The sequence below is a fragment of the Lacticaseibacillus salsurae genome, from assembly GCF_045862175.1.
GTDB classification, from domain to species: Bacteria; Bacillota; Bacilli; order Lactobacillales; family Lactobacillaceae; genus Lacticaseibacillus; species Lacticaseibacillus salsurae.
On record NZ_BAAFZI010000001.1, the window covers coordinates 153,464 to 178,396 of the forward strand.

A 24,933-nucleotide genomic window follows, 5' to 3' on the forward strand; every position below is an offset into this window, starting at 1 on the left:
CCCGTTTGTGAAAAAAACGGGCCTTTTGTCAAAAAAAGCCCGTTTTCGGGCATTTATAAAATCAAAATTATTCACAAGATTTCTGAAAGTCAATACTGGGCTGATTCTGCTGATACCTGCGCTGCCAGCGCTTGGGGCACCACTACTTTCTCCGCCGGATTATTGATCAGCTGTGCCAGCTCACAGCCTGCTGCTTGCGCTTGGCTTTGGGTCAGCTTGACTGCCGCAATCTCTTTAAGCAGCAAGGCCTGATCGAGATATTTGCGCGCCGTGATCAAGGAGACATGCAGCAGCTGATGCAGCTGCTTGGCCAAGCTTTGATAAGCACCCACCGCCTGAGCGGGCGGCGTCTGGGCAACGCGCTGCTGCAGCCAAGCGATCGCGTTCTCCGGCACCCCGCCGCTTAAATCAGCAAAATTCTGCTGCGCCACCGCTTCGCCATAACACCACGCTATTGCAGAGCGGCCGATGCGCACGTTCAGTGCCAAGCGAAAGCTCGCCGCAAATGTCTCCCAATGCACCTCCTCAAAGTTCGTCACGACAAACACGCGATGTGATGGGCGCATGTTGCCTGCAACTTCTCGCACCATGGCCAAACGCTGCCCGGCTGCAGTCAATTCTTCTGGAGCAGCCAGCTTCAACATGCCGGCAATGCGCAACACCACCAAGGCGTTGCTAAGCTGTTCATCGCTTAATTCATTGGGCCTCTGCATGCAAGCGCGGATGGCAGCGCGCGTTTCATAGAAGCCGCTGCCCGGCGCCCAAGCCAATTGCCGGCCGGAAACCACATTGGCTACGGCCAGATACACCGCTTGCGCCACATCGACCAAGGCCCGCTTGGCCAAGCGGTTCGGGTCGGCTTTGCTATACGTTTGGAAAAGCACATGTTGGCTGGCTGGCACCTGGCGCGTACGGCTGTCGCTCACCTTCTGCAACCGTCGCCGATTCGCCAAGGCGCGCTTGATTGCTTCCACAAAATCTTCGCGCTGCACCACTTCTGGATAATACTTCGCCAAGAAGTCTGGCAGCGTCTCAGCAGCTGGGCCCATTGCCGCAAGCAGCGCCGGCAGCAGCGGCTGGGCTTGATGCGGGGCACTGACCACGGTTAACTCACCTGCTTTGCGGACGCGACACCCCAATAAGCGCCCAGGGTTGCCGGCTGCCAACACCTGCGTCAGCGTGTGTTTGTTGCGCATGCGCAAGTGCTGGGTCAGTTTCTTCATTTCGTCTGGGTTCTCCTGCCAATGTGACAGCAATTCTGCGTTATCGAATTTCGCCAATTTGCATCCCTCTTGATGAATAATTTAATGGCCAAAGTTTACCACGCTTCTTGCAAAAATTAAACGAATATTTTCCGACAGCCAGATTCGCGTGATGACGGGGGATTAAACACAATTTGGCTTAATTGATACGCTACATAACTTTTAATTTCGCCATTGTTAAAAGGGCAAGCCTAAGTTCGGTTGCGCCGCAACCCTGCGGCAAGCCGCAAGAGCCAAATACGAACCTTGTGGTCCAGCAAAGTTGCTGGGCCTTTTTCGTGCAGGGTCAAAACCAAGATCAAAACCGTGGGCGCTGCCCACTCAGCTGGCTGCGCCAGCTAAGAAACGCTTGCGTAATCGAATGGAGGTGATACCATGACTACAATGTGGCGTGACCCAGTTGGTCGTTGATTCTTCGGTGAAACCTTCGCGCAAATGCACGAGGTTTCCTTTCTGGGAAAAGCCACACCTACCATAGAGGAGTATCTTTCATGTCACAAAGCTTAGGAGATTATTTCCGCCAGTTTCGCGAACAACGTCAAATCAGTGTTCGGGCGGCTGCCCATGGTGGTTTAACCGGCGCGTCGATTTCACGCTTTGAGCGTGGACAATCGGATATTGCCACAAGTGCCGCGATCCGCCTGATGTTCAACATTGGCATGACGCCTGCGGACTTGTCAGAACAATTCACGCCCAAAGTCATCAGCGCACCTTTCAAGATTCTCGTCGACCATGGCCGCAAACAGGTTGGTGTCGCATTGAACCAATATTTGGCAACCCGCCAGTCAAATCGCATGACCGACTTATTGGCTAAGCTTGCTCGATTGTTCAGCGACAACGTGACAGCTCGTACTAATGTGTCGATCGATCTGGAACAGCGCGTCGCCGACTTTCTGGCCTATCCGTTGACCTGGGGCGCCTTGGAGCAAGTGGCACTGCTGGCGATTTTACCTTACTGCAGTCAGGAGTTGGCCGAGCTGCTTTGGCGCCGCATGTATGCCCAACATCATCAACAACTGCACTGGTCACCATATACCATCGGCTTCTCTGCTTTGATCATGGCCACAACCGCGGATGAACCATTGCGCTTACGCATCGGTAAAGATATCGCCAAATTGCTCAATGTCAAGGCCACCCAATCGCGCACCCGCTCGTCTGAGCCCTTATTGATTGCAGCCAGCCAATTGTGCCAAGGCGCCGACCTGCAAGCACTGATAAACGCCCTTAACACGCTCAATGCCCACAAACTAGCAGCATTTATCACCCAGTCCACTGGCCAAAAAGAACAAGGGCACGTGCCTTGGCACAACAACGCCTTGCATGACAGTTTCAATCCACAGCTGGCGTTAACGCCTTCGGATAACTTCTTTTCAGGCATCAGCTTGGGCAAGCTGCGCCGCCAACGCCAACTCACTTTAGCAGAAGCCACCGAGCAAGCATGGTCAACGTCTAGCCAGTCCCGCTTTGAATCATCACAAAGCACCTTGGCCTTCTCTTCGACCCTGCAATTGATCCAACAATTGGGGTTTTCTTTTGCACAACTGAGTGTTGGCAACGACAGTATTTCAGCCTTCCATCGCACTTATTATCAACTGCGACACATGGCCTATGATCGTGAAAACATCAAGTATTCAGGGGCCGACTACTTTGCAGTCATCAGTCAGTTCGAAGCCGATAATCACGACCTGCCGCCGATCTTGCTTAAGATGCAATTGTTTGCTTTGAAACAGGCGTTGATCAATTACGCCGTCGAGCTTCTTGACCCTCAAGAAGCAACACTTGCCATTTCTGAAACCGATCAGAATAGGATCTGTGAGTATTACGAAGGGCTGACTGCAACGAGCCAACTTGATATTCAGATACTCGTCGAACTAGTGGGCGCGCTCAACCTTGCAACATTCTGCCGGGTAATGCGGGCTGTTGTCCTTCTTACACGACCCGGGAGTCCGGCAGAAAATGATCTGTTTAATAGTGCTCGGCGCTTCATCGTCGGCGCGTTGTACTGGCAAGATGCGTCACTACTCGATGAACTCGAGGCTTATTTTGCTCGTGATGACGATTATGATTACAACAGTATGGTGACTCGAGAAGTGACTTACGTGCACCTCGCCGTGGCTGCATTCAACCATGACACGCCTGCATTACGGCAACAAGCGGCCAAAGTTATCGCTGCCATGCGCTTCTTCATTCCCTTTTCAGATGGGGCTTACATGCCAAATCGTTGGTTGGACTTTGCTTTTGACAAGAACTATGAGCAACTGGAGAAAGCTTGACCGTCATTCTTTCAGCCAGTGACAAGCAGCTTTCACAGCACCTCACGCCACCCATCGCCATAAGAATACGTTCGGCGTTAGCCTTTGGCGTCAGCTGATCAGTATCAACCATCAGATCATACTGATGGCCCAGATGTACCGCCTGCTCCCAGCGTTGCGTGATCATCGCGCAATCAATCTGCCCCCAAGTGGCCAAGCGGCGTTGTTGGATAACTGCCATTGGTGCCGTGACGCCAACCAACAACAGCGGCAAGTCGGCAAACGTTTGAAGCATCAACGGCCAAACACGCTGCGCGGCGGCATAATGATCGTGGATATCCAAATCGCAACCATATTCAACCCTAGGCACGCATAGCCGGCAATCCTGGCAAACAGCCCTTGATACATGCGCTGGATCAACGGTTCCAGCTCCGGATGCTCACCGCCTGGCCGCAACCCAATCCCTGGCAAGGCCGAAGCCGGCGTACACGCCATCATGTGGTCAACGCCCAGGTTTAACCACACTCCGGCAAAGGTAGTTTGGATCGTCTTGGCAAGCGTTGTTTTCCCAGAACGCGGCGCGCCGTTTAGAATGATAATCTTACCTGGCAATATCGTATTTCCTTTCATTAACTCGAACTCGGCTAACCATCGGGTGCAAATGTTGGTTGTGCTGCTGACAACCAGGTTAACACATTGAGCTGGTCCAGTTGCACCTTGATGGAAGCGAATGCAATCATTAAGCGTAATTTATCCTATTTTGGTGCCGTTGCAGCTCGAATTATACTTGCTGTGTCTTCAAGAAAGCGGTAAACTGAGCGTTAGATATCTAAACTTAATCGCGAAAAAATCGACCGGCCGGTCACAAGAAAAGTCTTTCCTCAGACATGCACTTGCATATCTGTAACACTTGGCAATTGCCGAGGAAGATTTGTTCTTAGTATCAGCCGGTATTTTTGTACCGAAAATTAACCATTGGGGAGTTACTTTAATTGGGGAATACTCTTAACAAAACATGCGTTTCTGTGTAAAGGTATTAAACTAACAAAGGAGAGGCAGGTACAGGACAGCATTCCTCCCCTGATTAAAATCAGGGTTTTCCTGCTAAAACAAGATCAATGAAGAAGAACATTAAGCGACTTACATTCACAGCCATTGCCGGTGCCGCACTGCTGGCACCTGCTGCACTCAGTTCAACTAACACCGTCAATGCCGATTCGAATCCAACTTGGGAAGAAGTTGGCGACGCTGGCATCAAAATAACTAACGAAGCTGGCAAAGAATATGACAGGACACATAGTGATGGCACATTCAACGGTGATGTTGACACCATCCCAGCTGGCCAATACGGCCAAACCAATAGTACACCTGCGCCATCAGAATCAAACTCCAGTAGTGCCACTTCAACCAGCAAGCCAGCTACAACGACAAACCAATCCAGCAGCAAGGCTTCTAACAGCGCGGCATCGTCAACAGCAACCTCAACGCCAGCAACCACGACTTCAAGCGCTGTCGGCAAAGCCGGCGATTATTCTCACAGCATTGAGGACTTGTCTAAGGGCTTAAATGACGGCCTTCAAGACACGCCATCCACGACTACTTCAGGGACGAACCATACGACTGCATCATCCGAATCGAGCACGAACCCTGCATCCGGCTCCAGTGCTGCGCCGACATCTTCAAGCGAAAGCAGCACAACAACAACCGAACAACAAGCGGCTAAGAACGCCACCAAAACACCAACCGATGCGACCACACAGACTACCCCAGCACCTAAGTCTGATGCCGCAAAGGCTGCTGCAACTACTGGGCAGACCGCTGGCACAACTCAGACGGGTACCGCAACTGCCCCAGCTGCATCTAAGCAAGCAGCTGCCACAACTGTAAAGAGCGATGCCTTACCACAAGCTGGGGACGCCACAAACAGTGCCATGGCCGCTGCTGGTGTAACCTTGATTGCTGCAATGGGCGCACTCTTTGGTATCAAGCGTCGTCGCGCGTAATGGATGCAATCTCAATACACATCGCTTAAGAATGACAAAGCCACCTAGGCTTAATTTGAAGTGCCATAGAAAAGTTAGACAAATTTGTACGTCAACATTGTTTCATTTCTTAATGAAGCCTACCTTCAACGGAAGGTAGGCTTTTTATGCGACTTCCATCTGCTCAGTTACCATCATCTCTCGGTACACCACAGGCGTTAGCCCATCCTTGTTCAAGGAAATCCGTTCATGATTGCACCAGTCGCTGTACTCAGCTACTATGTCGCGTAAGTTTGCGATATTGCCAATTGAGAGCCGGTTTAGGCATTCTCGTTTAAGCAAGTTGAAGAAGCTTTCGATGGGCACATTATCGTGGCAATTACCTTTACGCGACATGCTCTGCTGAATGTTCATCTGCTTGAGTTGCGCTACATAGCTTGGAATCTGATATTGCCAGCCTTGATCTGAATGGAGAATCGGGCGGGAGCCAGGCAAGAGGTGGCGTTTGAGCTCATTTAACGTCTCTTGGATCATTTCCTTGTTAGGAGAACTGCTTACTGAGAACGCAAGAACCTCACGGCTTGCCTCGTCAGTAATGGCTGAAATATAGCCCCATTGACCATTAGCGAGCCGGACTTGAGTCACGTCGGTATGCATCACTGTGAGCGGTAGTGTCGCGTTAAAGTGCTGCTTCAGTACGTTCTTCGCAACGGTTCCGACGGTTCCCTTGTAGGAACTGTACCTGGACGTATGCTTTGAATATAGCGTCACAGACAATCCCATACGCCTCATCACCCGCCAGACTGTCTCCTCAGCGTACTTAAAACCAGCTTTCAGCGTTTCTTTGTATATCCGGCGATAACCGTAAATCTCATGCTTTTCATGGAATAGCGGCCTGATGAAGGCTTTTAGCTTGGCATATTTGTCCGGCTTTTTGTCATGCTTGAGCCGGTCGTAATAGGTTGCTCTTGGTAGCTTCAAGGCAACTAACAGTGCGGTAAGCCCATATTGCGGCCGTAACGAAGTCACGACGCTCGTCTTCACTTTCGTGGTGAGTGAGTCTGCGAGTTCTCCGTCATGGTTGCTAGCACTTTTAAAATGTCGCGATTCATCTCTGCGTCGTGCAACTTCTGCTTGAGCTCCATAATCTCTTGCTGATACTGTTCTTCTTTGGTGGGCTCGATGGTCTTAAAGATCTTCACGCCGTTCTTCTTGTTCTTCTTTCGCTTACTCGTGGTATGCCTTCCCTTAGGCTTGGGCCGCAGACCGGCAACACCTTCCTTTTGGACGATTCTCACCCAGCTATTGACCTGACTCGGGGAGATACCAAAGTGTGCTGCTGCTCTGAGACGACTAGTCTCGTGTGTTTGCACGTATTCTACCACTGCTAGCTTGGCGTCTACTGAGTACTCAACTCTATTTTGTTTGACCTTGAGAGAGGTCAGTCCATGTTCCTGTGCTTGTCTAACCCATGTCCTAGGTGTCGAAGTAGAAGCAATACCGTATTTAGCGCAAAGATCATGGTAACCAATTCCGCCCCTGGAATATTCACTCACTATCTTTGATTTAAAAGTACTAGAATATTTTGTCATTCAAAAAGCCCCACAATCATTAGACTCTTTGTCTAACAATTGTAGGGCACTTCATAAGGATGCGCTCTACTATTACTGGACTAGTTTGCCTGACAAGTCCCAGAATTGGGTCGAAGAAGTTACTGGCAAGGAATATGCAATGTGTTGGCTGTATCCTAATGGGGCTGGCTTGTACTGTATAGAGTACTTTGGCCACATGTGGCGAATTCTAAGAAAGGAACTAATAAGAGATGGGGTCTTAACTCAGAAAGCCCGCTTACATGACTTACGTGGTGGCTTTATCACCTACCTACTCAACAAACAGCAGATATAGCAGATGCTTTAGCAGTCATGAATGGGGCATTAAAATAACACAGTTACTGGGGTTATAGAGCAAATGTGCGCAAAATATGCGCAGTTTTCGCTGGTATTGTGCCAAATTGTTGCGGTCAGTTTTTCTTATCATTACTGCCACAAGGTATACAGCGTTTATAACCTTGCGCAAAATATGCGCGGTTTAACCACAAAAATGTCGCTTTTCAGAGAGTTGGCAGAGTGGTAATGCAACGGATGAGCTACTTTTTTGCAAAGAAATAGCCCTGCAAATGCCTATTTATAGGCGTTTACAGAGCTGTGAAGGAGAGTACAGGATTTGAACCTGCGCGCCGGTATTAGCCGGTTCGACGGATTTCGAGTCCGTTGCATTACCACTCTGCCAACTCTCCATGTGGATGCGTGCTTGGTTCAAGCACAAAAACTAGTATAGCAAAAAATCGGCATCCTGCAAACACTTTTCATCACTTTACCGCAGATAAACCGGATGATATCAGGGTATTTCTTAACATTAGGCAAATTTCTTTATGTTCGCAAGCCGGATGAGTATACTAGAGCTATTAATGTGAAATGGACGTGTGACCATGAAACTATCTTTGATCAAACTCCCTGCCTTGTTTGGTGTTTTATATGCAGCGTTTACTGCTATCGTGTTGATCGTGGCGTCAGGTTATGCCGTGACCAAAGGCTTCTCAACTGCCGCAGTGGGGACAACTTTAATGAACTGGGAGCCGCATTGGTGGTACTTATCGATCTTAGGCGGTGCCTTACATTTGCTCAGCTTCATCAAATCACGCTCACGCAGGTTATTGATCGCTAACACCATTGGCATTTGCTTGTTTATCGGTTATGCGCTGATCCCTAACTACGCTTTGGTCTTGTTGGTGATCCATGTGATCGTGATTCAAGTGATGGCCAAAACACCGGTACACCCGACTTCAACTGCAAATGAGGTGGTATCATGAGTTGGTTTAAACACAAGACGCCTACTGAACCAGAACTACCGGTCAATCATTATGATTTTGCCAATATGGTGAAGTCCGCTCGCGAGAATGATCCCGGCAAGTTCAAAAAGTTGCAAGGTTTGTTCAAAAAAGAACCGCGGATCATTAAGAAAAAAGACCAAAAGTAAACGTTTTAAGCACGCAGACCATGCGTGCTTTTTATTTGGCTTTCTTGATGAAAAGGCTCTCTTCAAAATTTTTTGAGCATTTTTTGATTATATGATTTAAATTATGTTGATTATAGGTGGTCCCCATGGTAGAGTTAGGATAGTCCTTAATTGTTTTGATTGGAGGGAACTTATATGTTAAACGACACATACATCAAGACCATGAACCGTCAAATCGATCGCCTCTCGGTGTACGACCTCGTATTTGATCAATATACGCTCACCTGCCACAAACTCGAAATCGGCAACTGCTTGGCCTCTGACACGTTTGAGCAGTTGCATGACTATTTCAGCCGCAACATGTTGCGGTTCAATAAATTTGTCCAAGACTGCCACGCCATCACCCCACCAGATGAATTAGCCGGCTTTCACGCCAGCTTTTTAGCAGCGCTGGCCTTGCATCAGCAAGCCGCCATGACCATGCTGATCGCCATCGAACCGGTTGGGGTCAATTACCGTTTGTATAACCGCGGTGTTGCTGAGAAAAAGCGCGCCACAAAAGAAATTCAAGTGGCGATCGCTAGGATCTTTGCTGTTGCCATGTAACCCAAATAGGGTCAACCAATTAATGGCTGACCCTATTTGCTTGCGGTAATTGGGTTAATCGTCATGGCCTTCTTCAGGCAACAAAATAGTTTGATTATGCCCATCGTCATAAGCCATGACCGTATCTGGAAACGCACTTTGATACGTGAATGGTAGATCGACTGCCATGGTGGTGTCGCTACCTTTTTCGGAAAATGCGACCGTCAACTTGCCGCCGTTGTTCAACAGATCAAACCGCAACAAATTCCCCAGCGGCACGACGCCTTGAAGATTTTGGTCGATGATCAACCAAATACTATCGATGATCGGACCTGGTAAATGGGCAATGACCCCATACGTGGCAAAGCGACTGCGATCAGATGTAAACATGCCGATTCCCCCCGACGTTTTATTCTTGTGGCTCTAGTGCTGTGATGTCTGCAAATTGTGCCTTGACGCTTTTGGCTAAAGCTTTGGGATCGAGTCCCACTGAACGGCCGATCTTGCCGGCTGAGACAATGATCTCGGATTCCCCTTGGGCTTCGATGCCAATGAAGATCGGGTAGTTATGGCGCGCATGGATTCCAACTGGGGTGTTGGCACCATGCACAAAGCCGGTAGTTTTTTCTAGATCTTTCAAAGGCACCATGCCGACTTTCTTATTGCCGGACACTTTGCTGAGTTTCTTGTAATCGATATGGCGATCAAGCGGCACCACCCCGACCAACGGACCAGTTTTGTTGCCGATCAACGCTAAAGTCTTGTAGATCTTGTGCTCATCGATCGCCAAATGATCGACTTGCAACTGTTTGACATCCCCGACTTCTGCAGTCGGGAACGTATAGCTTTGATACGCGATATTTTGTTTGTCGAGCATTTTCTCGACTAAGGTTTTGTCCTCTTTTTTATGCTTTGCCATGACAGACTCCTTCAATAAGTTCATTATACCACACTCAAAAAGTAAGCGGGTAATGTTCACTTAGACCAAAAAAGCAGACCAACTGGCCTGCTTTTAGGTTATGCGCCTTCGTAACTCATCAAAGTGAATACATCATAGTCAGCGATTTTATCGCGCCCGTGTAAGTCGCTTAATTCCACCAAAAAGGCAGTCCCCACCACGATGCCACCAAGCTTTTCAACCAAGTCGATAGTCGCCGCGATGGTGCCACCAGTGGCCAGCAAGTCGTCACAAACCAGCACGCGTTGGCCAGGACGGATCGCATCTTTGTGTAAGTATAATGTGGCTTGACCGTACTCTAAGTCGTAACTGGCGCTGACCGTTTCACGCGGCAGTTTGCCTTTTTTACGCGCTGGTGCAAAGCCGACACCGAGCTTATAAGCCACTGGACAGCCGACGATAAACCCGCGGGCTTCTGGGCCGACGATCATTTCAACGCCTTTATCTTTGGCATATTCCACGATTTCATCAGTGGCTGCCGCATAGGCTTTGCCATCTGCCATTAATGGGGAAATGTCTCGGAATGTGATACCAGGTTCTGGAAAGTCCGGAACACTGGCGATGTAGTCTTTAAAATTAATTGCCATGGAGATTTAGCCTCACCTTTTGATAGTCATGACGCGCTGTAGGATCACATTGGCCGGATCTTGTTGCAGATGCTGAGCCAACGCTAAAAAGGCAACGCGCTGTTGGTATACCGTCGCAGTTTCCAACGGCTTTTTTTCTGGATGGTCGCTGACTGAAATCAGCGCACCCTCTATTCTAACAAATCCCAACTCGAAAAACACCTGTACGGCAAAAATTGCTTGTTGTGTTGTCACATGAACCATTTGCGCCAAGGCTGGTAAATGATGTTTGTCAAAATTTGGATGTTGGCGCAAAAACACCAAGACACGTCCAAACTCAGCGCGCGTTGGGATCGCCACTAAATTAGCTGGATCTTGGGCAAATACCACTCGCAGCGGTAACTCGACTTGTTGCATCACCGCTTGTAGCTCTGCGCTGGTGTGCGGCAGATCAACTAATACCACGTCTTTGGTCGACTGATTTAAATCTTGTGCCAACACTGTCGGCCCGCCGAATTGAAAGCGGCTGGTCATTTGGCGCTGCACGTGGCGATCAAAAAACACATAGGTAAAAGCCCCACGAAATTGTTCCGCACTTGGTTGTGGCAAGCGCAGATCGATGAGATCAGGCGCTTTAAGCTGCCAATCTTGAAGGCGCAACTGCAAACTGGTGCGATTTTGCCAAGTGTTTTGATCTAACGTTACCGCTAGTTTCACTTGCGCCGCATCACTTAACGCTTGGGCCTGATCGCCAAGCCCAAAGGCGATGACATCGATGCCATCGGCGGTAAATTTCAAATGATCTTTGGTTTTGCCGATTTGGCGGATCCCACTTAAGGCTTGCGGGCGAATACTAAATACCGGTTCGGGATTGCCTTGCCCAAAAGGCGCCAAATCGCGCATCGCTTGATAATTGTCCAACGTCAACTCACTAGGCTCAAGGCGCGCGACCACCTGAAGTTTCGGGGCACCAGCGTCTTTTAAGCTGATCGCCGCAGCTTTTTCCATTGCTTCATGGATCACGTTCAAATTTTCAGTCGGAAGCGTCAAGCCCACTGCCATGGCATGTCCGCCAAAATGCGTCATCGAATCGCCCACCGGCTGTAAGCTTTTGAACAAGTGATAGCCTTCAACTGAACGCCCTGAACCTTTGGCACTGGTACCATCAGCTGAGATATTCAACACCAACGTTGGCTTGCCGGTATTTTGCACCACGTGGCTAGCGACAATGCCTAACACCCCTTCATGCCAGCCAGCTTTGGCCAATACCAAGGTTTTGGCTGCTTGGTTTTCAGGTAATTCTGCCAACTGCATCGCTTCTTGAGAGATTTTTTTGACTAAGCCTTGGCGTTCAGTGTTGCGGGCATCAACATTTTTGGCCAAACGCGTCGCTTCGTCATCGTCAAATGTCGTCAACAGCGTCACACCAGGCGTCGCATCCCCTAGTCGACCGATGGCATTCAAGCGCGGCCCGATGCCAAAGCCCACGGTTTGTTCATCGACGGTTTTAGGATCGATCCCGGCGGCTTCTAACAAAGCGCCTAATCCCACGCGGGCGCCTGAGCGGATCTGGGCTAAACCCAGTTGGACCAAGGTGCGGTTTTCATCCGTTAAGCTGACCAGATCACAAATGGCGCCAAGCGCCGCTAAGTCCACCGCATCCATTGGCGGCCCGTCAAGCAAAGCGGTGGCCACTTTAAACGCTACCCCAGCCCCTGATAGATCGCCAAACGGATAATCGCTGCCAGGATAGCGCGGATGCACCACCGCCACGGCATCAGGCAATTCATCTGGCAGTTCATGGTGATCGGTGACCACCACATCCATCCCTGCTTGCATCGCTTGATCGATCACCGCTTTGCCACCGACGCCGTTATCGACGGTGATCAGCAGTTGCGTGCCATTGGCGTGTAAATATTTGTACACATCCGCATTTGGCCCATAGCCGTCAGCGAAGCGGTCCGGAATAAAGACTTCCGGTTCCGCGCCAATGCTTTCAAGTGCTTCTTTCATGATCGCCGAAGAGGTTAAGCCATCGACATCATAATCGCCGTAGATCGTGATTTTTTCTTGGTTGGTGACGGCTTGTTGAATGCGTGCCACAGCTTTATCCATGTCATGCAACAACATCGGGTCATGCAAACTGGTGACACTCGGATGGTTGAATTTTGCCCACTGGTCTGGATCGGTGATCTTGCGTTGCCACAACAAGCGCGCCAAAAAGGGACTCACTGAAAGCTTGTTTGCTAAGTCTTGAATCGTTTGGGTGTCTGGTTGTTTCATTAAAGTCCAGTCAAAATGTGCCACGCCTTGTCCTCCGTTCAAAAAACTACCAGACTAGTATACCAAAAATTTCACCGCAAAAAACGATGCCGGTGGTATAATTAAAATGTAAACTAAATCAACAGCCCAACTCCAACCAGCGACTGCAACAAAAGGAGTTGTTATATCATGTCTGCAACTGCAGAAATGGTCAAAAAAGCTGATGACGCTGTGAACGCCACCGGTTATGTCACAGAAAAAGAGATCCCTGAACTTCACGATATGGCTTTTGCCCGCGAATTGGCTGACGCTTTAACCAAGTCTCGTGAAAAAGCTTCTGAAGATGGCTACATTTACACTGAGCCTTTTGACTTTGTAGGTGGTAAGATCTCAAACATCGTCTGGAACATGGACAAAATCAAGACCCGCACCGATGCTGAAGCGACTTTAGCCGCTGATCTGAACTGGCAAGTGGTCAAGCCCTCCTTGTCCGAAGCCGACCAAAAAGAATTCTAATGACGTTTCCGTCGACGACAGCCGGCGGATTTTTTAATTTAAGGAGCTGTTTATGCCAACCATTGATGAATTTTTCGCCACCGCCAAAGCGGAACTGGCCTTAGACCCTGCGCTCACTTATCGCCAAGCGCAAAGTTTCGGCGATTCACCTACGTTAGCCGACACCATCGCTGATTTGATCTTGTCTGGGCAAAAAACAGCCACGGCCAGCGGCTTTGAATTATATGTCCATGACCATCAACCAATGCCGCAAGTTGGCGACGTCAATGTGGTGTTGAATGGCCAAGACGAACCCGTCGCCGTGACCTATTTGGAAGATACCTTCATTCAACCTTTTGCCAGCGTTGACGCCCAACAAGCGCGCTTAGAAGGCGAAGGTGATTTGAGTTTGGCCTATTGGCAAGCAGAACACGCTCGTTTTTTCAAAGCGGCTTATGCCGACGCTGGGTTGACCTTTGATCCAAGCTCGTCAATGGTCGTGATCGAATGCTTTCGGGTGCTGTACCCTTTTACTAACTAAACTTGCGTAAGCGAACGATTGTTTGTATAATGATATTGAGGTGATATTGATGAAACTACCGATTACGATCGCCAACTGGACCATTACCAAACAACACGCCAGACGCGGCATGGTACGCTTGCAATCACGCAACAGTATTGGCGAACTTGAAGCTGACAAGCTGTTAGATGATCTTCCACGGGTGATCGGCCGGCCGTTGACGATCGATGAACAAGTCGCGTTGACCTTGGCAGTGCCAGGTTTAGCCGCATAAATTTTAAAATCAAAACCACTCGCTTGCAGCCTTGCAAGTGAGTTTTTTTGTGGGCTGAACTTGTTGGCAACGGTTCCAACAAGTAAAAAAAGCCCAATTTTTTTCGGCGTTCATTATTCGTCGTATCGACCATCGCAAGTGGCCAAAATTGGTCTAGTTGCAGTCTCTTTATCGGTTGTGGTCAGGCCGCTGTTTTGATAATCTGTACGTACAAGCTAGACAACCTGTATGTTTTGATTTTTCAAGAATTTGACGCACTTGTACGTACAGGATATGATAAAAATGTGAAAGCGATTACAGAGGTGCTCACATGACAAAATTAGATTTGGTCTACCAAGATCTCAAACAAAAAATCGATACTGGCGTTTACGCAACCAACACGCTATTGCCTAGCGAAAACGCCTTAGCCAGTCTTTATGGCGCGTCCCGCGACACGATTCGCAAAGCTTTGGCCAAGCTGCGCGATCAAGGGTTCATTCAATCGCAAAAAGGTCGCGGTTCAGTGGTGATTAACCGGCAACAGTACGTCTTTCCTGTATCTGGGGTGATCAGTTACAAAGAACTCAGTCACCGGTTGAATTTCAAAACCACCACGACCATGATCGAAAACAGCCAAGTGCCGTTGCCGATCACCGATTTCAAAGCGGTCGATCCCCATGCCAAGCCGATCATGACGACTCGGCTGGTGCGCTTGCGAGAAGTTAATGGTGAGCCGATGATCATTGATATCGACTACATCGATTGTGATATCGTGCCGACCATTTCGAAAGCCGTTGCTGAAGATTCGCTTTACGCGTACTTCGAAGGGCAACTGCACCTCAGCATTGCTTACGCCAAAAAAGAGATCACCGTTGAGCCGGCAAATCAACAAGACCAAGAATTATTGCATTTAGACGCGAACGCATCGGTGGTCGTGGTCAAAAGTGTCACCAGTTTGGAAGACACCACGGCATTTCAATATACTGAGTCCCGTCACCGTGCGGATCGCTTTCGCTTTCAAGAATTTGCACGGCGGGCATAGGAGGCGCTCATGAAAAAAGAGCAAGTGATCTATCAGCTTTACCCCAAATCATTTTACGATTCAAACGGCGATGGCATTGGCGACTTACGCGGTATTATTCAAAAACTCGATTATTTAGTCAGTTTACACGTTGATATGATCTGGTTTAACCCATTTTTCGTTTCACCGCAAAATGATAACGGTTACGACGTGGCAGATTACCGCGCCATCGACCCACGCTTTGGCACCATGGCCGATTTTGAAGAACTGGTGGCGAAATTAGCCACCCACCACATTGGCGTCATGTTAGATATGGTGTTCAATCATACGTCGACCGCTCATGTTTGGTTTCAGCATGCACTCGCCGGCGATCCCAAATATCAAGCCTTTTATTATCTGCGCGATCCGAAACCTGATGGCAGCTTGCCCACAAACTGGCAATCAAAATTTGGTGGTCCAGCATGGTCGCAGTTTGGCGACACCGGGAAATACTATCTACATTTGTATGACCGCACCCAAGCCGATCTTGATTGGCATAATCCTGCCGTGCGCCAAGAAGTGGCGGCAATCGTGAATTTCTGGCGGCAAAAAGGCGTGCACGGTTTTCGCTTTGACGTGTTGAATGTGATCGGCAAAGCTGAGCACTTGATCGATGCACAACCAGGCACACCAAGCAAATATTTGTACACGGATACCCCGATCGTACAAACTTATATTAAGCAACTGGCTGCCACTTCTTTTGGACAAGACCCACTGGCTGTCACCGTTGGCGAAATGAGTGCCACGACTTTACCGCAAGCCATTGCTTATACCAAGCCTGAAAACCACGAACTGACCATGGTGTTTCAGTTCCATCATTTAAAAGTCGATTATGTTGACGGACAAAAATGGACCGCCATGCGCTACGACTTCAACGCTTTGCGCAAATTGTTGCACACTTGGGGTTCAGGCATGGCCCAAGGTGGTGGTTGGCAAGCTTTATTTTGGAACAACCATGATCAACCGCGGGCGATCGATCGCTTCGCCGATCCCCAAAAAGCGCGTTTTGCCAGTGCGACGTTGCTTGCCGCAAGCATTCACTTGAACCGTGGGACGCCATTCATTTATATGGGAGAAGAATTAGGCATGTCTGACCCCGATTATCGATCGATGAGCGATTATGTTGACGTTGAAGCGCATAATGCCTATCACGCCTTGATCAAACAAGGCTTGTCCGAACACGACGCTTTCACCATCATTCATGCCAAAGCCCGCGATAATTCGCGCACTCCGATGCAGTGGAACGCTGGCCCCACTGCCGGGTTTACCACCGGTACCCCGTGGCTGCGGCCTACCAATCAAGCGCAAGTCAATGTCCAAGCACCAGTCAGTCAAGCCATTTTTGCCTTTTATCAAAAGCTCATTGCCTTGCGCAAAACCTACGCGGTGATCGCGCAAGGTGACTATGAACCATTTGGTGCAGATATCGATTGGTTATACGCATACCTGCGCAAATATCAGGCGCAACAACTGCTGGTATTGAATAATTTCGCCGATCATACTATCCAGATCCCGATTCCAGCAGACTTTCAACACGCACCAGTATTGATCACCAATTTACCATCATTTGAACCTCATGCAATGATCACTTTGCCTGCTTATGGCACTGTTGCGTTGTTGCACGATAAGGAGGAGCATTATGAAAAATGAAATCTTAGTGGCCCCAGCGACTGGCTTATTGATGCCGATCACTGACGTTAGCGATCCAGTTTTCGCCCAAAAAACAATGGGTGACGGCTTTGGAATCGAGCCCACAACGAATCAAATCGTCGCGCCAGCTACTGGCCGTATCGTTTTGATCGCCGACACCAAACACGCCATTGGCATTCGCACTGAAAGTGGCTTGGAGATCTTGATCCACATGGGCATCGACACGGTTGAACTCAAAGGCGCCCCTTTTGAAATCGACACGCATGTTGATGACCAAGTAACTGCCGGTGATGTCATCGGGTCAATGGACCTTGACGCGATCCGCGCGGCTGGCAAGAAAACCACGATCATTGTGGCGATCACCAACACTGCGGCGATTTTAAACCGCATCGACGTGCATCAAGGTGAAATTCAAGCTGGCAGCCTTGCCGCTGACCTTGATTTAAAAGCCGCTGTGGCGCAATCTGCTACCAGCAATATCGACGAAAAAAATCAATACGCGCGCACCGCTCGTGATGTGATTGCCGCAGTTGGCGGTGCCAGTAACGTCAAAAGCTTGATCCACTGCATCACGCGTCTACGCTTTTATCTCAAAGATGACAATATTCCTGATGACACTGCTGTCGCTGAGATCCCCGGCGTCATCGATGTGGCGCGAGCCGGTGGGCAATATCAAGTCGTGATCGGCCAAACGGTAACAGATGTTTATGATGAAGCCATCAAGCAACTTGGCCCAGGTTTTGCCAACTCAGAAGCCACAGCACAGATCACAGCAGAAACGGCTGCCCAAGCGCAAGATCAAAGTTTGTGGGGCAAAACCAAACGTGGGGCTTCGAGTTTGATTGGGGTGATCACCGGCTCCATGATCCCGATCATTGGGCTGTTAGCTGCCAGTGGGATGCTTAAAGGGATCATGACCATTTTGACCACTTGGGGCGGGGTTTCCACCACTAGCCAAACTTACATGTTGATCAACGCCATGGGCGATGCGACCTTTTACTTCTTACCAGTCCTCGTTGGCTTCACCGCCGCCCAAAAACTTGGCAGCGACCCCGTTATTGTGGCAATCATTGGCGCATTTTTGATCTATCCGTCACTGGTGCAAGTCGTCGCTGGCGGCAAGTCTTTTGGTGAAGTGCTGGGGATGACCATCAACTCGAACTTCTTTGGGATCCCGATCCATATCCCCCAATACACCTACTCCATTTTCCCGATGATCTTTGCGGCTTGGATGGCGTCAAAAGTCGAACCTTGGATCAAAAAATGGATGCCTGTCATGTTGCGAATGATCTTCTCGCCGTTAGTGGAAATTTTCTTAGTGGGCATGACCGTCTTGATCGTGGTTGGCCCAGTGATCACGTTGATTTCCACTGGGATCTCCACCGCATTGCAAGCATTGTTGAATTTGAACCTAGCGTTATCCGGCATGATCATTGGTGGCTTGTATCAAGTCTTAGTGATCTTCGGCTTACACTGGGCGGTCATTCCGATCATTTCAGCACAACTGTCCGTTCCTGGCGGCCACTCAGTTTTAAATGGGATCGTCTCAGTCACCATGATCGCCCAAGGGGCTGGCGCCTTAGCTGTTTGGATCAAGACGCGCAATAACAAAGCCTTGTCTGGTTTGTCTTTGTCCGCGGCAATTTCAGCTTTTGTCGGCATCACGGAACCGGCAATGTATGGGGTCAACTTGAAGTATGGCCGCGTGTTCATCTTCTCCAGTATCGGCGCGGCGATCGGCGGCTTGCTCAACGGCTTATTAGGGGTTGATATGTACGGATTCACTGGCAGTTGGATCGGTTTTCCTTCGTTTGCTAGCAATGCCAATCCGTCGAACTTGTTGAATTTCTTCATTGTTTCCACCGTCACTACGATTGCAGCGTTCACCTTGGTTTACCTGTTTGGCTATCAAGAATCAGATAGCTTAAAAGCCAAAGTTGCACCAAAGAAAAAGCACCTTGGTGAATAACTGAATCACCCACGAGGCTCAAGGCCAAAACCTTGAGTCTTTTTTGTGCAAAATGAAACCACCAGGAATTCATCCCTGGTGGTCAGTCCACTGTTTGGCTTCAACTTCACGCAACTGTTGTTCGCACTTCATTTGGTGCGTCACTGATTTGATCAATTTCACACCAGGAAAAAAATCCAGGCGCTCAAGTCGCGTGGCTGCCCAAGCCAATTCGCCATATTTGCCGGCCAAACGTTTCAGATCAGCAGCGCCGTACCCTAACGCGTCTGCCAACTGCCACATGATCGTCACGAAGCGCCGATTGTCGCGCTTGACGCGCTGACTCCAAATCATCGAAAGGATCAAAAAGATCCCATAAGCGCCCCATCCAACAACCGAATGATAATTTGATCGGCTCATGAGGATAAACGCGACCGCAAACGCAGCCCAATAGCAGATCAGAAAACCCATCGGTGTCGCATATTGCCCCTCCTGCAATCTTCGATCACATCGTCGACATGATCACTTTAACTGCCGCAACTGATGCACCATCCGTACTGGAAACGTGCAGGTCAACGAATCTGGAAACTGGATCAGCCCTTTTTTGTAGTCGATACAACGGATCTGCGCGGGGTTGATCAAATACGATTTTTTCACTCGCATCAATGCCGGATAGGCGCTGGCAATATCGCGCAATTTACCATAAAACTCATACTGAAATCCCTCGCCATGCAGCACCACGCAATGTGGACGAGAAGCAGCTTCGATAAAATAAATCGCATCAACATCGACCCGAATCTGTCGCGACCCGACTTTGAATGTGAAAAAATTGCGGCTGTTGAGCCTAAGTTGACCAGTCGTATGCGCTACTTCTGCCAATAATGATCGGATCTGAGCTTTGTCATGATCCCCTTTTTCAATGAGATCAAGCGCAGTGATGCGCCGCTTTAAAGCTTCGATCACCGCTTCGTCAGCTGCGGTGACACACACGATTTGCGCTTGGCCAGCTTGCTGTATCCAACACATCTGCTTAACTGATTTTTTCGTTTGCACAACCACATTGTGCCATTACACGCGACTGATTTAGGCCAAATGTCTTCAACCGGCAGATTTTGCGCCTGAAATCACGGCTGGTTCGATCACTGACCCAAAACCATCATAATGGAAACGGTCACAACAAAAAAGCCAAATTTTGCCGGCTTCGACAAAATTTGGCTGATCTGATGATTCTGCGTTAATTCGCTAGTGTTCAACGATAAGCTAAAGCGTTATTTACCTTTCACATCATCGTCGTTCATTTTCAAAATACTCATAAACGCTTCTTGCGGCACTTCCACAGAACCCACGGCTTTCATGCGCTTTTTACCGGCTTTTTGCTTTTCCAGCAATTTGCGCTTACGGGTGATGTCCCCACCATAACACTTGGCCAAAACGTTCTTGCGATAAGCTTTGACGGTGGAACGCGCAATGATCTTGTTGCCAATGGCTGCTTGGATCGGCACTTCAAATTGTTGCCGGGGAATGGTTTTTTTCAAGCTAGCGACGATCGCCCGCCCGCGATCAAAAGCGAAATCTTTATGCACGATGGTCGATAAAGCATCCACTGGATCGCCATTTAACAAAATATCCATTTTGACCAGATCAGACGGCCGATAGCCGGTGATCTCATAATCCAAGCTGGCATAACCTTTAGTCGACGACTTCAAGTCATCAAAGAAATCATAAATGATTTCTGACAGTGGCAAGTTGTAGATCACATTGACGCGATATTTGTCCAAATAATCCATGGTGACAAATTCACCACGTTTGCGTTGGGCGATTTCCATCACTGGGCCGACATAATCATTAGGTACCATGATGCTGGCTTTGACGTATGGTTCGCGGATCTCTTTGATTTCTGACGCATCAGGCAGTTCTGACGGATTGTCGATGGTGAGCTGGGTGCCATCGGTTTGATCGACTTGATAATCAACACTTGGTGCCGTCATGATCAAGTCCAAATTGAACTCACGCTCCAAGCGCTCTTGGACCACATCCATATGCAACAAGCCTAAAAAGCCCACACGAAACCCAAAGCCTAATGCTTGAGAGGTTTCAGGTTCAAATTCCAACGAGGCATCATTGAGTTGAAGTTTTTCCAAAGCATCACGCAAATCGACAAATTTGGCATTATCCACTGGGAACACCCCAGAATAAACCATCGGCGTGATTTGGCGGAAACCTTCCAAGGCCTTTTGCGCTGGGCGATCAGCTAACGTTACGGTATCGCCAACGCGGGTGTCTTGGATGGTTTTGATCGACGCGGTGATGTAGCCCACATCCCCGACCATTAAGAAATCACGGGTGACAGCTTTTGGCGACATCACCCCAACTTCAGTGACTTCAAATTGTTTGCCGTTAGACATCAATTCGATTTTGTCACCGGGTTTGACGATGCCTTGCTTGACGCGCACTGCTAACACCACGCCTCGATAAGAATCATAAACCGAATCAAAAATCAGCGCTTCTAGTGGGGCATCCAAATCGCCGCTTGGTGCGGGAATGTCAGACACGATCCGCTCCAGCACTTCAGGGATCCCTAAGCCAGTTTTAGCCGAGGTCAAAATCGCATCAGAAGCGTCCAAGCCGATCATTTCTTCGATTTCTTCTTTGACCACTTCAGGTTGGGCGCTGGGTAAGTCGACTTTGTTGATGATCGGCACGATCTCCAAGTCATCATCCAATGCCAAATACACATTGGCCAAGGTTTGTGCTTCAACCCCTTGGGCCGCGTCCACTAACAACAGCGCACCTTCGCACGCTGCCAAAGAACGTGACACTTCATAAGAAAAGTCCACATGTCCTGGGGTGTCGATCAAATGAAAAATATAGGTTTCGCCGTCTTTGGCATGGTAGTGCAATTCCACGGCATTAAGTTTGATGGTGATCCCACGTTCGCGCTCCAGCGCCATGTCATCAAGCACTTGCGCTTGCATGTCGCGTTTGGCGATGGTATCCGTCAACTCCAAGATCCGATCCGCCAGCGTCGATTTCCCATGATCGATATGCGCCACGATCGAAAAGTTGCGAATGTGTTTTTGGCGATCGAGTAAGGCTTCTTTATCCATTGTTCGCTCTCTTTCAAAACTTCTTTCTTACAGTATACCAAAGTTTGGCGCAAGCGGTAGTCAGGGACATTTTTCCACGATTTGAAAATTATTGCAAAAAAGGCTTGTTCTCATCACGTTATGGGAGTATAGTCAGCGTAAATTAATCGTTCGCTCATAAACCGTTGAAACGGAGAATGGGTCAAGCCGCGCGCACAGAGAGTCGTGATTGTTGAGAATACGACCGTAGCACTTGATCAAATGGACCGTTGAGGGTACTTCGGAACGCTTTGGCCAGTATGAAGTAACGTGGCGGAATACGTCAGTTTCCAAAAGGTTGTTAGACCTTTGCAAAGTGCGCACAAATTTGTGCGAATCCAGGTGGTACCGCGGATCTTCGTCCGTCCTTGACAAGTGTTTAGGGCGGACTTTTTGTATGCTGACGCGATCTGAGCAACATCAGATCAGGCGATAACTTGGAGGAAAAACATATGTTGAAACGATGGCAACTCGGGTGCTGACTGTCACACACGCCATTTGGAGGAACACCCGATGAAATATTCAGATCTGATCCCTTTTCTTAACGAATTTCCAGCTGTACCGGTGGTGATCCAATACCGCCAGCCTGACTTTGACAGCTTAGCCGTGCTCAATCGCTTAAGTAGCGACGATCAGCGCGCAGTATTACTCCGCTCTGCAGACGATGGCACCACGTTGATCGCCGCTGAAACCACTGCCGAATATGACTACCGCAACGGTAAGTTGACGACGACGATCGGAGATACCACGCAAACCACCACCCAAGCGCTAGGGCCGGTGATCGACCAATTGTTACACGATCAGCGCACGCCACACTTGGCCGACTTGCCCGTCTTCACCGGTGGTATTGCAGGCTATTTTGCTTATGAATATGCCCAATATGCCAAAAACCATTTGGACTTACACGCCGTGGATGATCATCAACTCCCTGACGCGCAATTGTTTGTGGTGCCTACTGTTATCGCTTACGAGCGCGACAAGCAACGCGTGACCATCAGCCATATCGTGCCAAGTGCAGACTTGACGCCTGACAACTTTGATCAAACCTTGAGCAAGTTGCAAGCATTGCGTGAACAGATCACTTATGGTGCGGCGACTTATCACCCCACCCCGTTTCAATTCACCACGCCATTGCACATGACGTTTGACGAGGATACTTTTGAAGCCCGTGTGCGCCAAGCGCAAAAGCATATCGTCGCTGGCGACATTTTTCAATTGATCATGGCAAACCAACAACGCGCCACGATTTCAGGCGACTTGCGCAGTCAAGCGGCCAGCTTGTTTGCCAAAAACCCGACGCCTTATCAATTCTATTTCCAAGCTGGCGATTATGAAGCCCTTGGCGCCTCGCCAGAAACCTTGATCCGTCGCCGCCAAGATACTTTGTTCACCTATCCGTTAGCTGGCACGCGCCGGCGCGGTCGCACCCCTGAAGAAGACAATGCGTTAGCCCAAGAGTTGCAACACTCTGAAAAAGAACTGTCTGAACATAATATGTTGATCGACTTAGGCCGCAATGATTTAGGCGCGGTCAGTCAATTCGGGACTGTGGCAGTCACACGCACCCGCGCATTGTTGAAGTTTGCAAATGTGATGCATTTGGGATCAGTGGTTGAAGCCAAAGCCAAGCCGACCACCACCAGCATGCAGATCATTGATTCGCTGCTGCCAGCTGGTACGTTATCTGGTGCGCCCAAGCAAAGTGCCATGAGCATCATCGATGAACTTGAACCGCAAAAACGCGGCCTTTATGGTGGGGCCTTGGGGTATTTTGATTACAATGGTGACTTGGACTTTGCCATTGGGATTCGCTTGTGCTTCCGCCAAGGCGATACGATATTCATGCAATCAGGTGCCGGCATCGTCGCTGACTCTGATCCACGCTTGGAATATAAAGAGTTCAACAACAAGATCTCTGGGGTCAAAGATGCATTGGAGGCGCGCGCATGATTTATTTGATCGATAACTACGACAGCTTCACGTACAATTTGTATCAGCTCATGGGCACCCTCACGACGCAGCCGATCACCGTGGTCCACAATGACGACTTGACCGCCGCTGAATTGTTGGCCAAACACCCCAGTGGCGTGGTATTTTCCCCTGGCCCTGGCCGCCCAGAAAATGCTGGCAACATGCCGCAAATGATCCAAGCTTTGATCGGTAAAGTGCCGATTTTTGGCGTTTGTTTAGGTGAACAAGCGATCGGCCAAGCCTTTGGTGCCCAAGTTGTGGCGGCCAAGCACTTGATGCATGGCAAGCCATCGACCATCACGGTACAAGGCCATGGCGATTTGTTCAAATCCTGCCCCACCCATTTCACCGGTGCGCGTTATCATTCGCTGGTGGTCAAGCAAACACCAGCCGACTTGACGTTAACTGCAGTCGCTGACGATGGCAGTATCATGGCCATCGAAAACGATGCCAAAAAAGTTTACGGCGTGCAATTTCATCCTGAGTCGATCATGACTGATCCGGCAGTGGGCAAACAAATCGTGATCAATTTCTTAAACCAATGTCAATGACCCTCAAAACCTTTCTCAATTGATGAGAAAGGTTTTTTGTATGGACACACAGCAGAAAAACAGCCTGTGAACGCAAAAAATAGGCACTAATTCAACATTTGGTTGAATTAGTGCCCACTACACCAATTTAGGTGCCTTGAAATTCGTTTGTGAAGTGTGACCCTCGAGTGATTCAAGGTCACACGTTGTTATGCCCGTGGGCACTCTAACAGCCACAGTCCAAAGTTCGCTGTGGGTAAAACGGTGGCGCAGGTGGATCCCGATTTTTGCACAATCCGACGCGTCGTGATGAGGTTGTTGCAACGAAGATCAGGGAGCCATCGGACGAAACTGGGCGACAGTTGTCTCGATGATCCACTGATCAGTCGCGAAACGTTCAAACACGGCGGGCCGCTTCTGTGACTCACTTTTGTCGAAGTGATAGTTGACCATTTTCTTCGGTACGCCAACGCTCTTCTGCCCACGGGAATGCCCATCG

At 49.2% G+C, this 24,933-nt stretch carries 24 protein-coding genes, 1 tRNA gene, 1 pseudogene and 1 other annotated feature; of the genes and pseudogenes, 13 read left to right on the top strand and 13 right to left on the bottom strand.

Annotated elements, in window-relative coordinates:
• Positions 1-89 precede the first annotated feature (89 nt).
• Entirely contained in the window at positions 90-1,280 is a 1,191-nt protein-coding gene (locus ACKTSG_RS00755) for a hypothetical protein (RefSeq protein WP_407890983.1), read from the bottom strand.
• A 473-nt stretch (positions 1,281-1,753) separates the two neighbouring features.
• Between ACKTSG_RS00755 and ACKTSG_RS00760 the strand changes: the two genes are divergently transcribed.
• Positions 1,754-3,535, top strand: coding sequence for a helix-turn-helix domain-containing protein (locus ACKTSG_RS00760; protein ID WP_407890985.1), 1,782 nt, complete (start codon positions 1,754-1,756; stop codon positions 3,533-3,535).
• On the opposite strand, the gene ACKTSG_RS00765 is transcribed toward ACKTSG_RS00760, so the two are convergent.
• Positions 3,447-3,809 carry a phosphotransferase-like protein gene (locus ACKTSG_RS00765; protein ID WP_407891155.1) on the bottom strand — a complete coding sequence of 121 codons (363 nt, stop codon included), beginning with the start codon at positions 3,807-3,809 and terminating at the stop codon, positions 3,447-3,449. The two genes, ACKTSG_RS00760 and ACKTSG_RS00765, sit on opposite strands and share 89 nt — an antisense overlap.
• Positions 3,809-4,126, bottom strand: coding sequence for a phosphotransferase-like protein (locus ACKTSG_RS00770; protein WP_407890987.1), 318 nt, complete (start codon positions 4,124-4,126; stop codon positions 3,809-3,811). The genes ACKTSG_RS00765 and ACKTSG_RS00770 overlap by 1 nt, the downstream gene beginning before the upstream one ends.
• A gap of 506 nt (positions 4,127-4,632) precedes the next feature.
• Between ACKTSG_RS00770 and ACKTSG_RS00775 the strand changes: the two genes are divergently transcribed.
• Positions 4,633-5,517, top strand: coding sequence for an LPXTG cell wall anchor domain-containing protein (locus ACKTSG_RS00775; protein WP_407890989.1), 885 nt, complete (start codon positions 4,633-4,635; stop codon positions 5,515-5,517).
• A 144-nt stretch (positions 5,518-5,661) separates the two neighbouring features.
• Here the strand turns inward: ACKTSG_RS00775 and ACKTSG_RS00780 are convergent.
• The 3 genes and pseudogenes from ACKTSG_RS00780 to ACKTSG_RS00790 all read right to left on the bottom strand — a co-directional run.
• A pseudogene (locus tag ACKTSG_RS00780) lies at positions 5,662-6,573 on the bottom strand (IS3 family transposase); the annotation flags it as partial.
• Positions 6,537-7,088, bottom strand: a complete 552-nt coding sequence (locus tag ACKTSG_RS00785) for a helix-turn-helix domain-containing protein (protein ID WP_407890991.1) — start codon at positions 7,086-7,088, stop codon at positions 6,537-6,539. The gene ACKTSG_RS00785 and the pseudogene ACKTSG_RS00780, both read right to left, overlap by 37 nt.
• Positions 7,089-7,704: 616 nt before the next feature.
• A tRNA-Ser gene (locus ACKTSG_RS00790) sits at positions 7,705-7,792 on the bottom strand.
• 192 nt (positions 7,793-7,984) lie between these two features.
• Between ACKTSG_RS00790 and ACKTSG_RS00795 the strand changes: the two genes are divergently transcribed.
• The 3 genes from ACKTSG_RS00795 to ACKTSG_RS00805 all read left to right on the top strand — a co-directional run bounded on the left by ACKTSG_RS00795 (position 7,985) and on the right by ACKTSG_RS00805 (position 9,117).
• Positions 7,985-8,365: a hypothetical protein gene (locus ACKTSG_RS00795; RefSeq protein ID WP_407890993.1), complete on the top strand. Its 381-nt coding sequence runs from the start codon at positions 7,985-7,987 to the stop codon at positions 8,363-8,365.
• Positions 8,362-8,532, top strand: coding sequence for a hypothetical protein (locus ACKTSG_RS00800; RefSeq protein WP_407890995.1), 171 nt, complete (start codon positions 8,362-8,364; stop codon positions 8,530-8,532). Before ACKTSG_RS00795 ends, ACKTSG_RS00800 begins: the two co-directional genes overlap by 4 nt.
• A gap of 174 nt (positions 8,533-8,706) precedes the next feature.
• Positions 8,707-9,117: a hypothetical protein gene (locus ACKTSG_RS00805; protein ID WP_407890997.1), complete on the top strand. Its 411-nt coding sequence runs from the start codon at positions 8,707-8,709 to the stop codon at positions 9,115-9,117.
• A gap of 54 nt (positions 9,118-9,171) precedes the next feature.
• On the opposite strand, the gene ACKTSG_RS00810 is transcribed toward ACKTSG_RS00805, so the two are convergent.
• The 4 genes from ACKTSG_RS00810 to recJ form a co-directional block, all read right to left on the bottom strand.
• Positions 9,172-9,486 carry a DUF960 domain-containing protein gene (locus ACKTSG_RS00810; protein ID WP_407890999.1) on the bottom strand — a complete coding sequence of 105 codons (315 nt, stop codon included), beginning with the start codon at positions 9,484-9,486 and terminating at the stop codon, positions 9,172-9,174.
• A 19-nt stretch (positions 9,487-9,505) separates the two neighbouring features.
• Positions 9,506-10,015 (bottom strand): aminoacyl-tRNA deacylase, encoded by a 510-nt coding sequence (locus ACKTSG_RS00815; RefSeq protein ID WP_407891001.1) that lies wholly within the window; start codon positions 10,013-10,015, stop codon positions 9,506-9,508.
• A 98-nt stretch (positions 10,016-10,113) separates the two neighbouring features.
• Positions 10,114-10,641: an adenine phosphoribosyltransferase gene (locus ACKTSG_RS00820; protein WP_407891003.1), complete on the bottom strand. Its 528-nt coding sequence runs from the start codon at positions 10,639-10,641 to the stop codon at positions 10,114-10,116.
• Between the two features lie 12 nt (positions 10,642-10,653).
• Positions 10,654-12,927, bottom strand: coding sequence for a single-stranded-DNA-specific exonuclease RecJ (gene recJ / locus ACKTSG_RS00825; protein ID WP_407891005.1), 2,274 nt, complete (start codon positions 12,925-12,927; stop codon positions 10,654-10,656).
• Between the two features lie 144 nt (positions 12,928-13,071).
• Between recJ and ACKTSG_RS00830 the strand changes: the two genes are divergently transcribed.
• From ACKTSG_RS00830 to ACKTSG_RS00855, 6 genes are all read left to right on the top strand, one after another.
• Positions 13,072-13,398: a hypothetical protein gene (locus ACKTSG_RS00830; protein WP_407891007.1), complete on the top strand. Its 327-nt coding sequence runs from the start codon at positions 13,072-13,074 to the stop codon at positions 13,396-13,398.
• A gap of 52 nt (positions 13,399-13,450) precedes the next feature.
• On the top strand, positions 13,451-13,918 hold the full coding sequence (locus ACKTSG_RS00835) for an ASCH domain-containing protein (protein ID WP_407891009.1): 468 nt from the start codon (positions 13,451-13,453) through the stop codon (positions 13,916-13,918).
• A 49-nt stretch (positions 13,919-13,967) separates the two neighbouring features.
• A complete protein-coding gene (locus ACKTSG_RS00840) occupies positions 13,968-14,171 on the top strand; it encodes a hypothetical protein (RefSeq protein ID WP_407891011.1) in 204 nt (67 codons plus the stop codon).
• 310 nt (positions 14,172-14,481) lie between these two features.
• Entirely contained in the window at positions 14,482-15,192 is a 711-nt protein-coding gene (gene treR / locus ACKTSG_RS00845; RefSeq protein WP_407891013.1) for a trehalose operon repressor, read from the top strand.
• Between the two features lie 9 nt (positions 15,193-15,201).
• Positions 15,202-16,860 carry an alpha,alpha-phosphotrehalase gene (locus ACKTSG_RS00850; RefSeq protein WP_407891015.1) on the top strand — a complete coding sequence of 553 codons (1,659 nt, stop codon included), beginning with the start codon at positions 15,202-15,204 and terminating at the stop codon, positions 16,858-16,860.
• Positions 16,850-18,829, top strand: coding sequence for a PTS sugar transporter subunit IIABC (locus tag ACKTSG_RS00855; protein WP_407891017.1), 1,980 nt, complete (start codon positions 16,850-16,852; stop codon positions 18,827-18,829). Before ACKTSG_RS00850 ends, ACKTSG_RS00855 begins: the two co-directional genes overlap by 11 nt.
• Before the next feature lie 69 nt (positions 18,830-18,898).
• Here ACKTSG_RS00855 and ACKTSG_RS00860 read toward each other — a convergent pair whose 3' ends face one another.
• From ACKTSG_RS00860 to lepA, 3 genes are all read right to left on the bottom strand, one after another.
• Positions 18,899-19,228 (bottom strand): hypothetical protein, encoded by a 330-nt coding sequence (locus ACKTSG_RS00860; RefSeq protein WP_407891019.1) that lies wholly within the window; start codon positions 19,226-19,228, stop codon positions 18,899-18,901.
• A 102-nt stretch (positions 19,229-19,330) separates the two neighbouring features.
• On the bottom strand, positions 19,331-19,834 hold the full coding sequence (locus tag ACKTSG_RS00865) for a LytTR family DNA-binding domain-containing protein (RefSeq protein WP_407891021.1): 504 nt from the start codon (positions 19,832-19,834) through the stop codon (positions 19,331-19,333).
• A gap of 242 nt (positions 19,835-20,076) precedes the next feature.
• Positions 20,077-21,915 carry a translation elongation factor 4 gene (lepA, locus tag ACKTSG_RS00870; RefSeq protein WP_407891023.1) on the bottom strand — a complete coding sequence of 613 codons (1,839 nt, stop codon included), beginning with the start codon at positions 21,913-21,915 and terminating at the stop codon, positions 20,077-20,079.
• A gap of 155 nt (positions 21,916-22,070) precedes the next feature.
• Positions 22,071-22,306, top strand: a binding site (T-box leader).
• A 140-nt stretch (positions 22,307-22,446) separates the two neighbouring features.
• Between lepA and ACKTSG_RS00875 the strand changes: the two genes are divergently transcribed.
• Both ACKTSG_RS00875 and ACKTSG_RS00880 read left to right on the top strand, forming a co-directional pair.
• A complete protein-coding gene (locus ACKTSG_RS00875; protein WP_407891025.1) occupies positions 22,447-23,883 on the top strand; it encodes an anthranilate synthase component I family protein in 1,437 nt (478 codons plus the stop codon).
• On the top strand, positions 23,880-24,455 hold the full coding sequence (locus ACKTSG_RS00880; protein ID WP_407891027.1) for an anthranilate synthase component II: 576 nt from the start codon (positions 23,880-23,882) through the stop codon (positions 24,453-24,455). The genes ACKTSG_RS00875 and ACKTSG_RS00880 overlap by 4 nt, the downstream gene beginning before the upstream one ends.
• Positions 24,456-24,933: the final 478 nt, after the last annotated feature.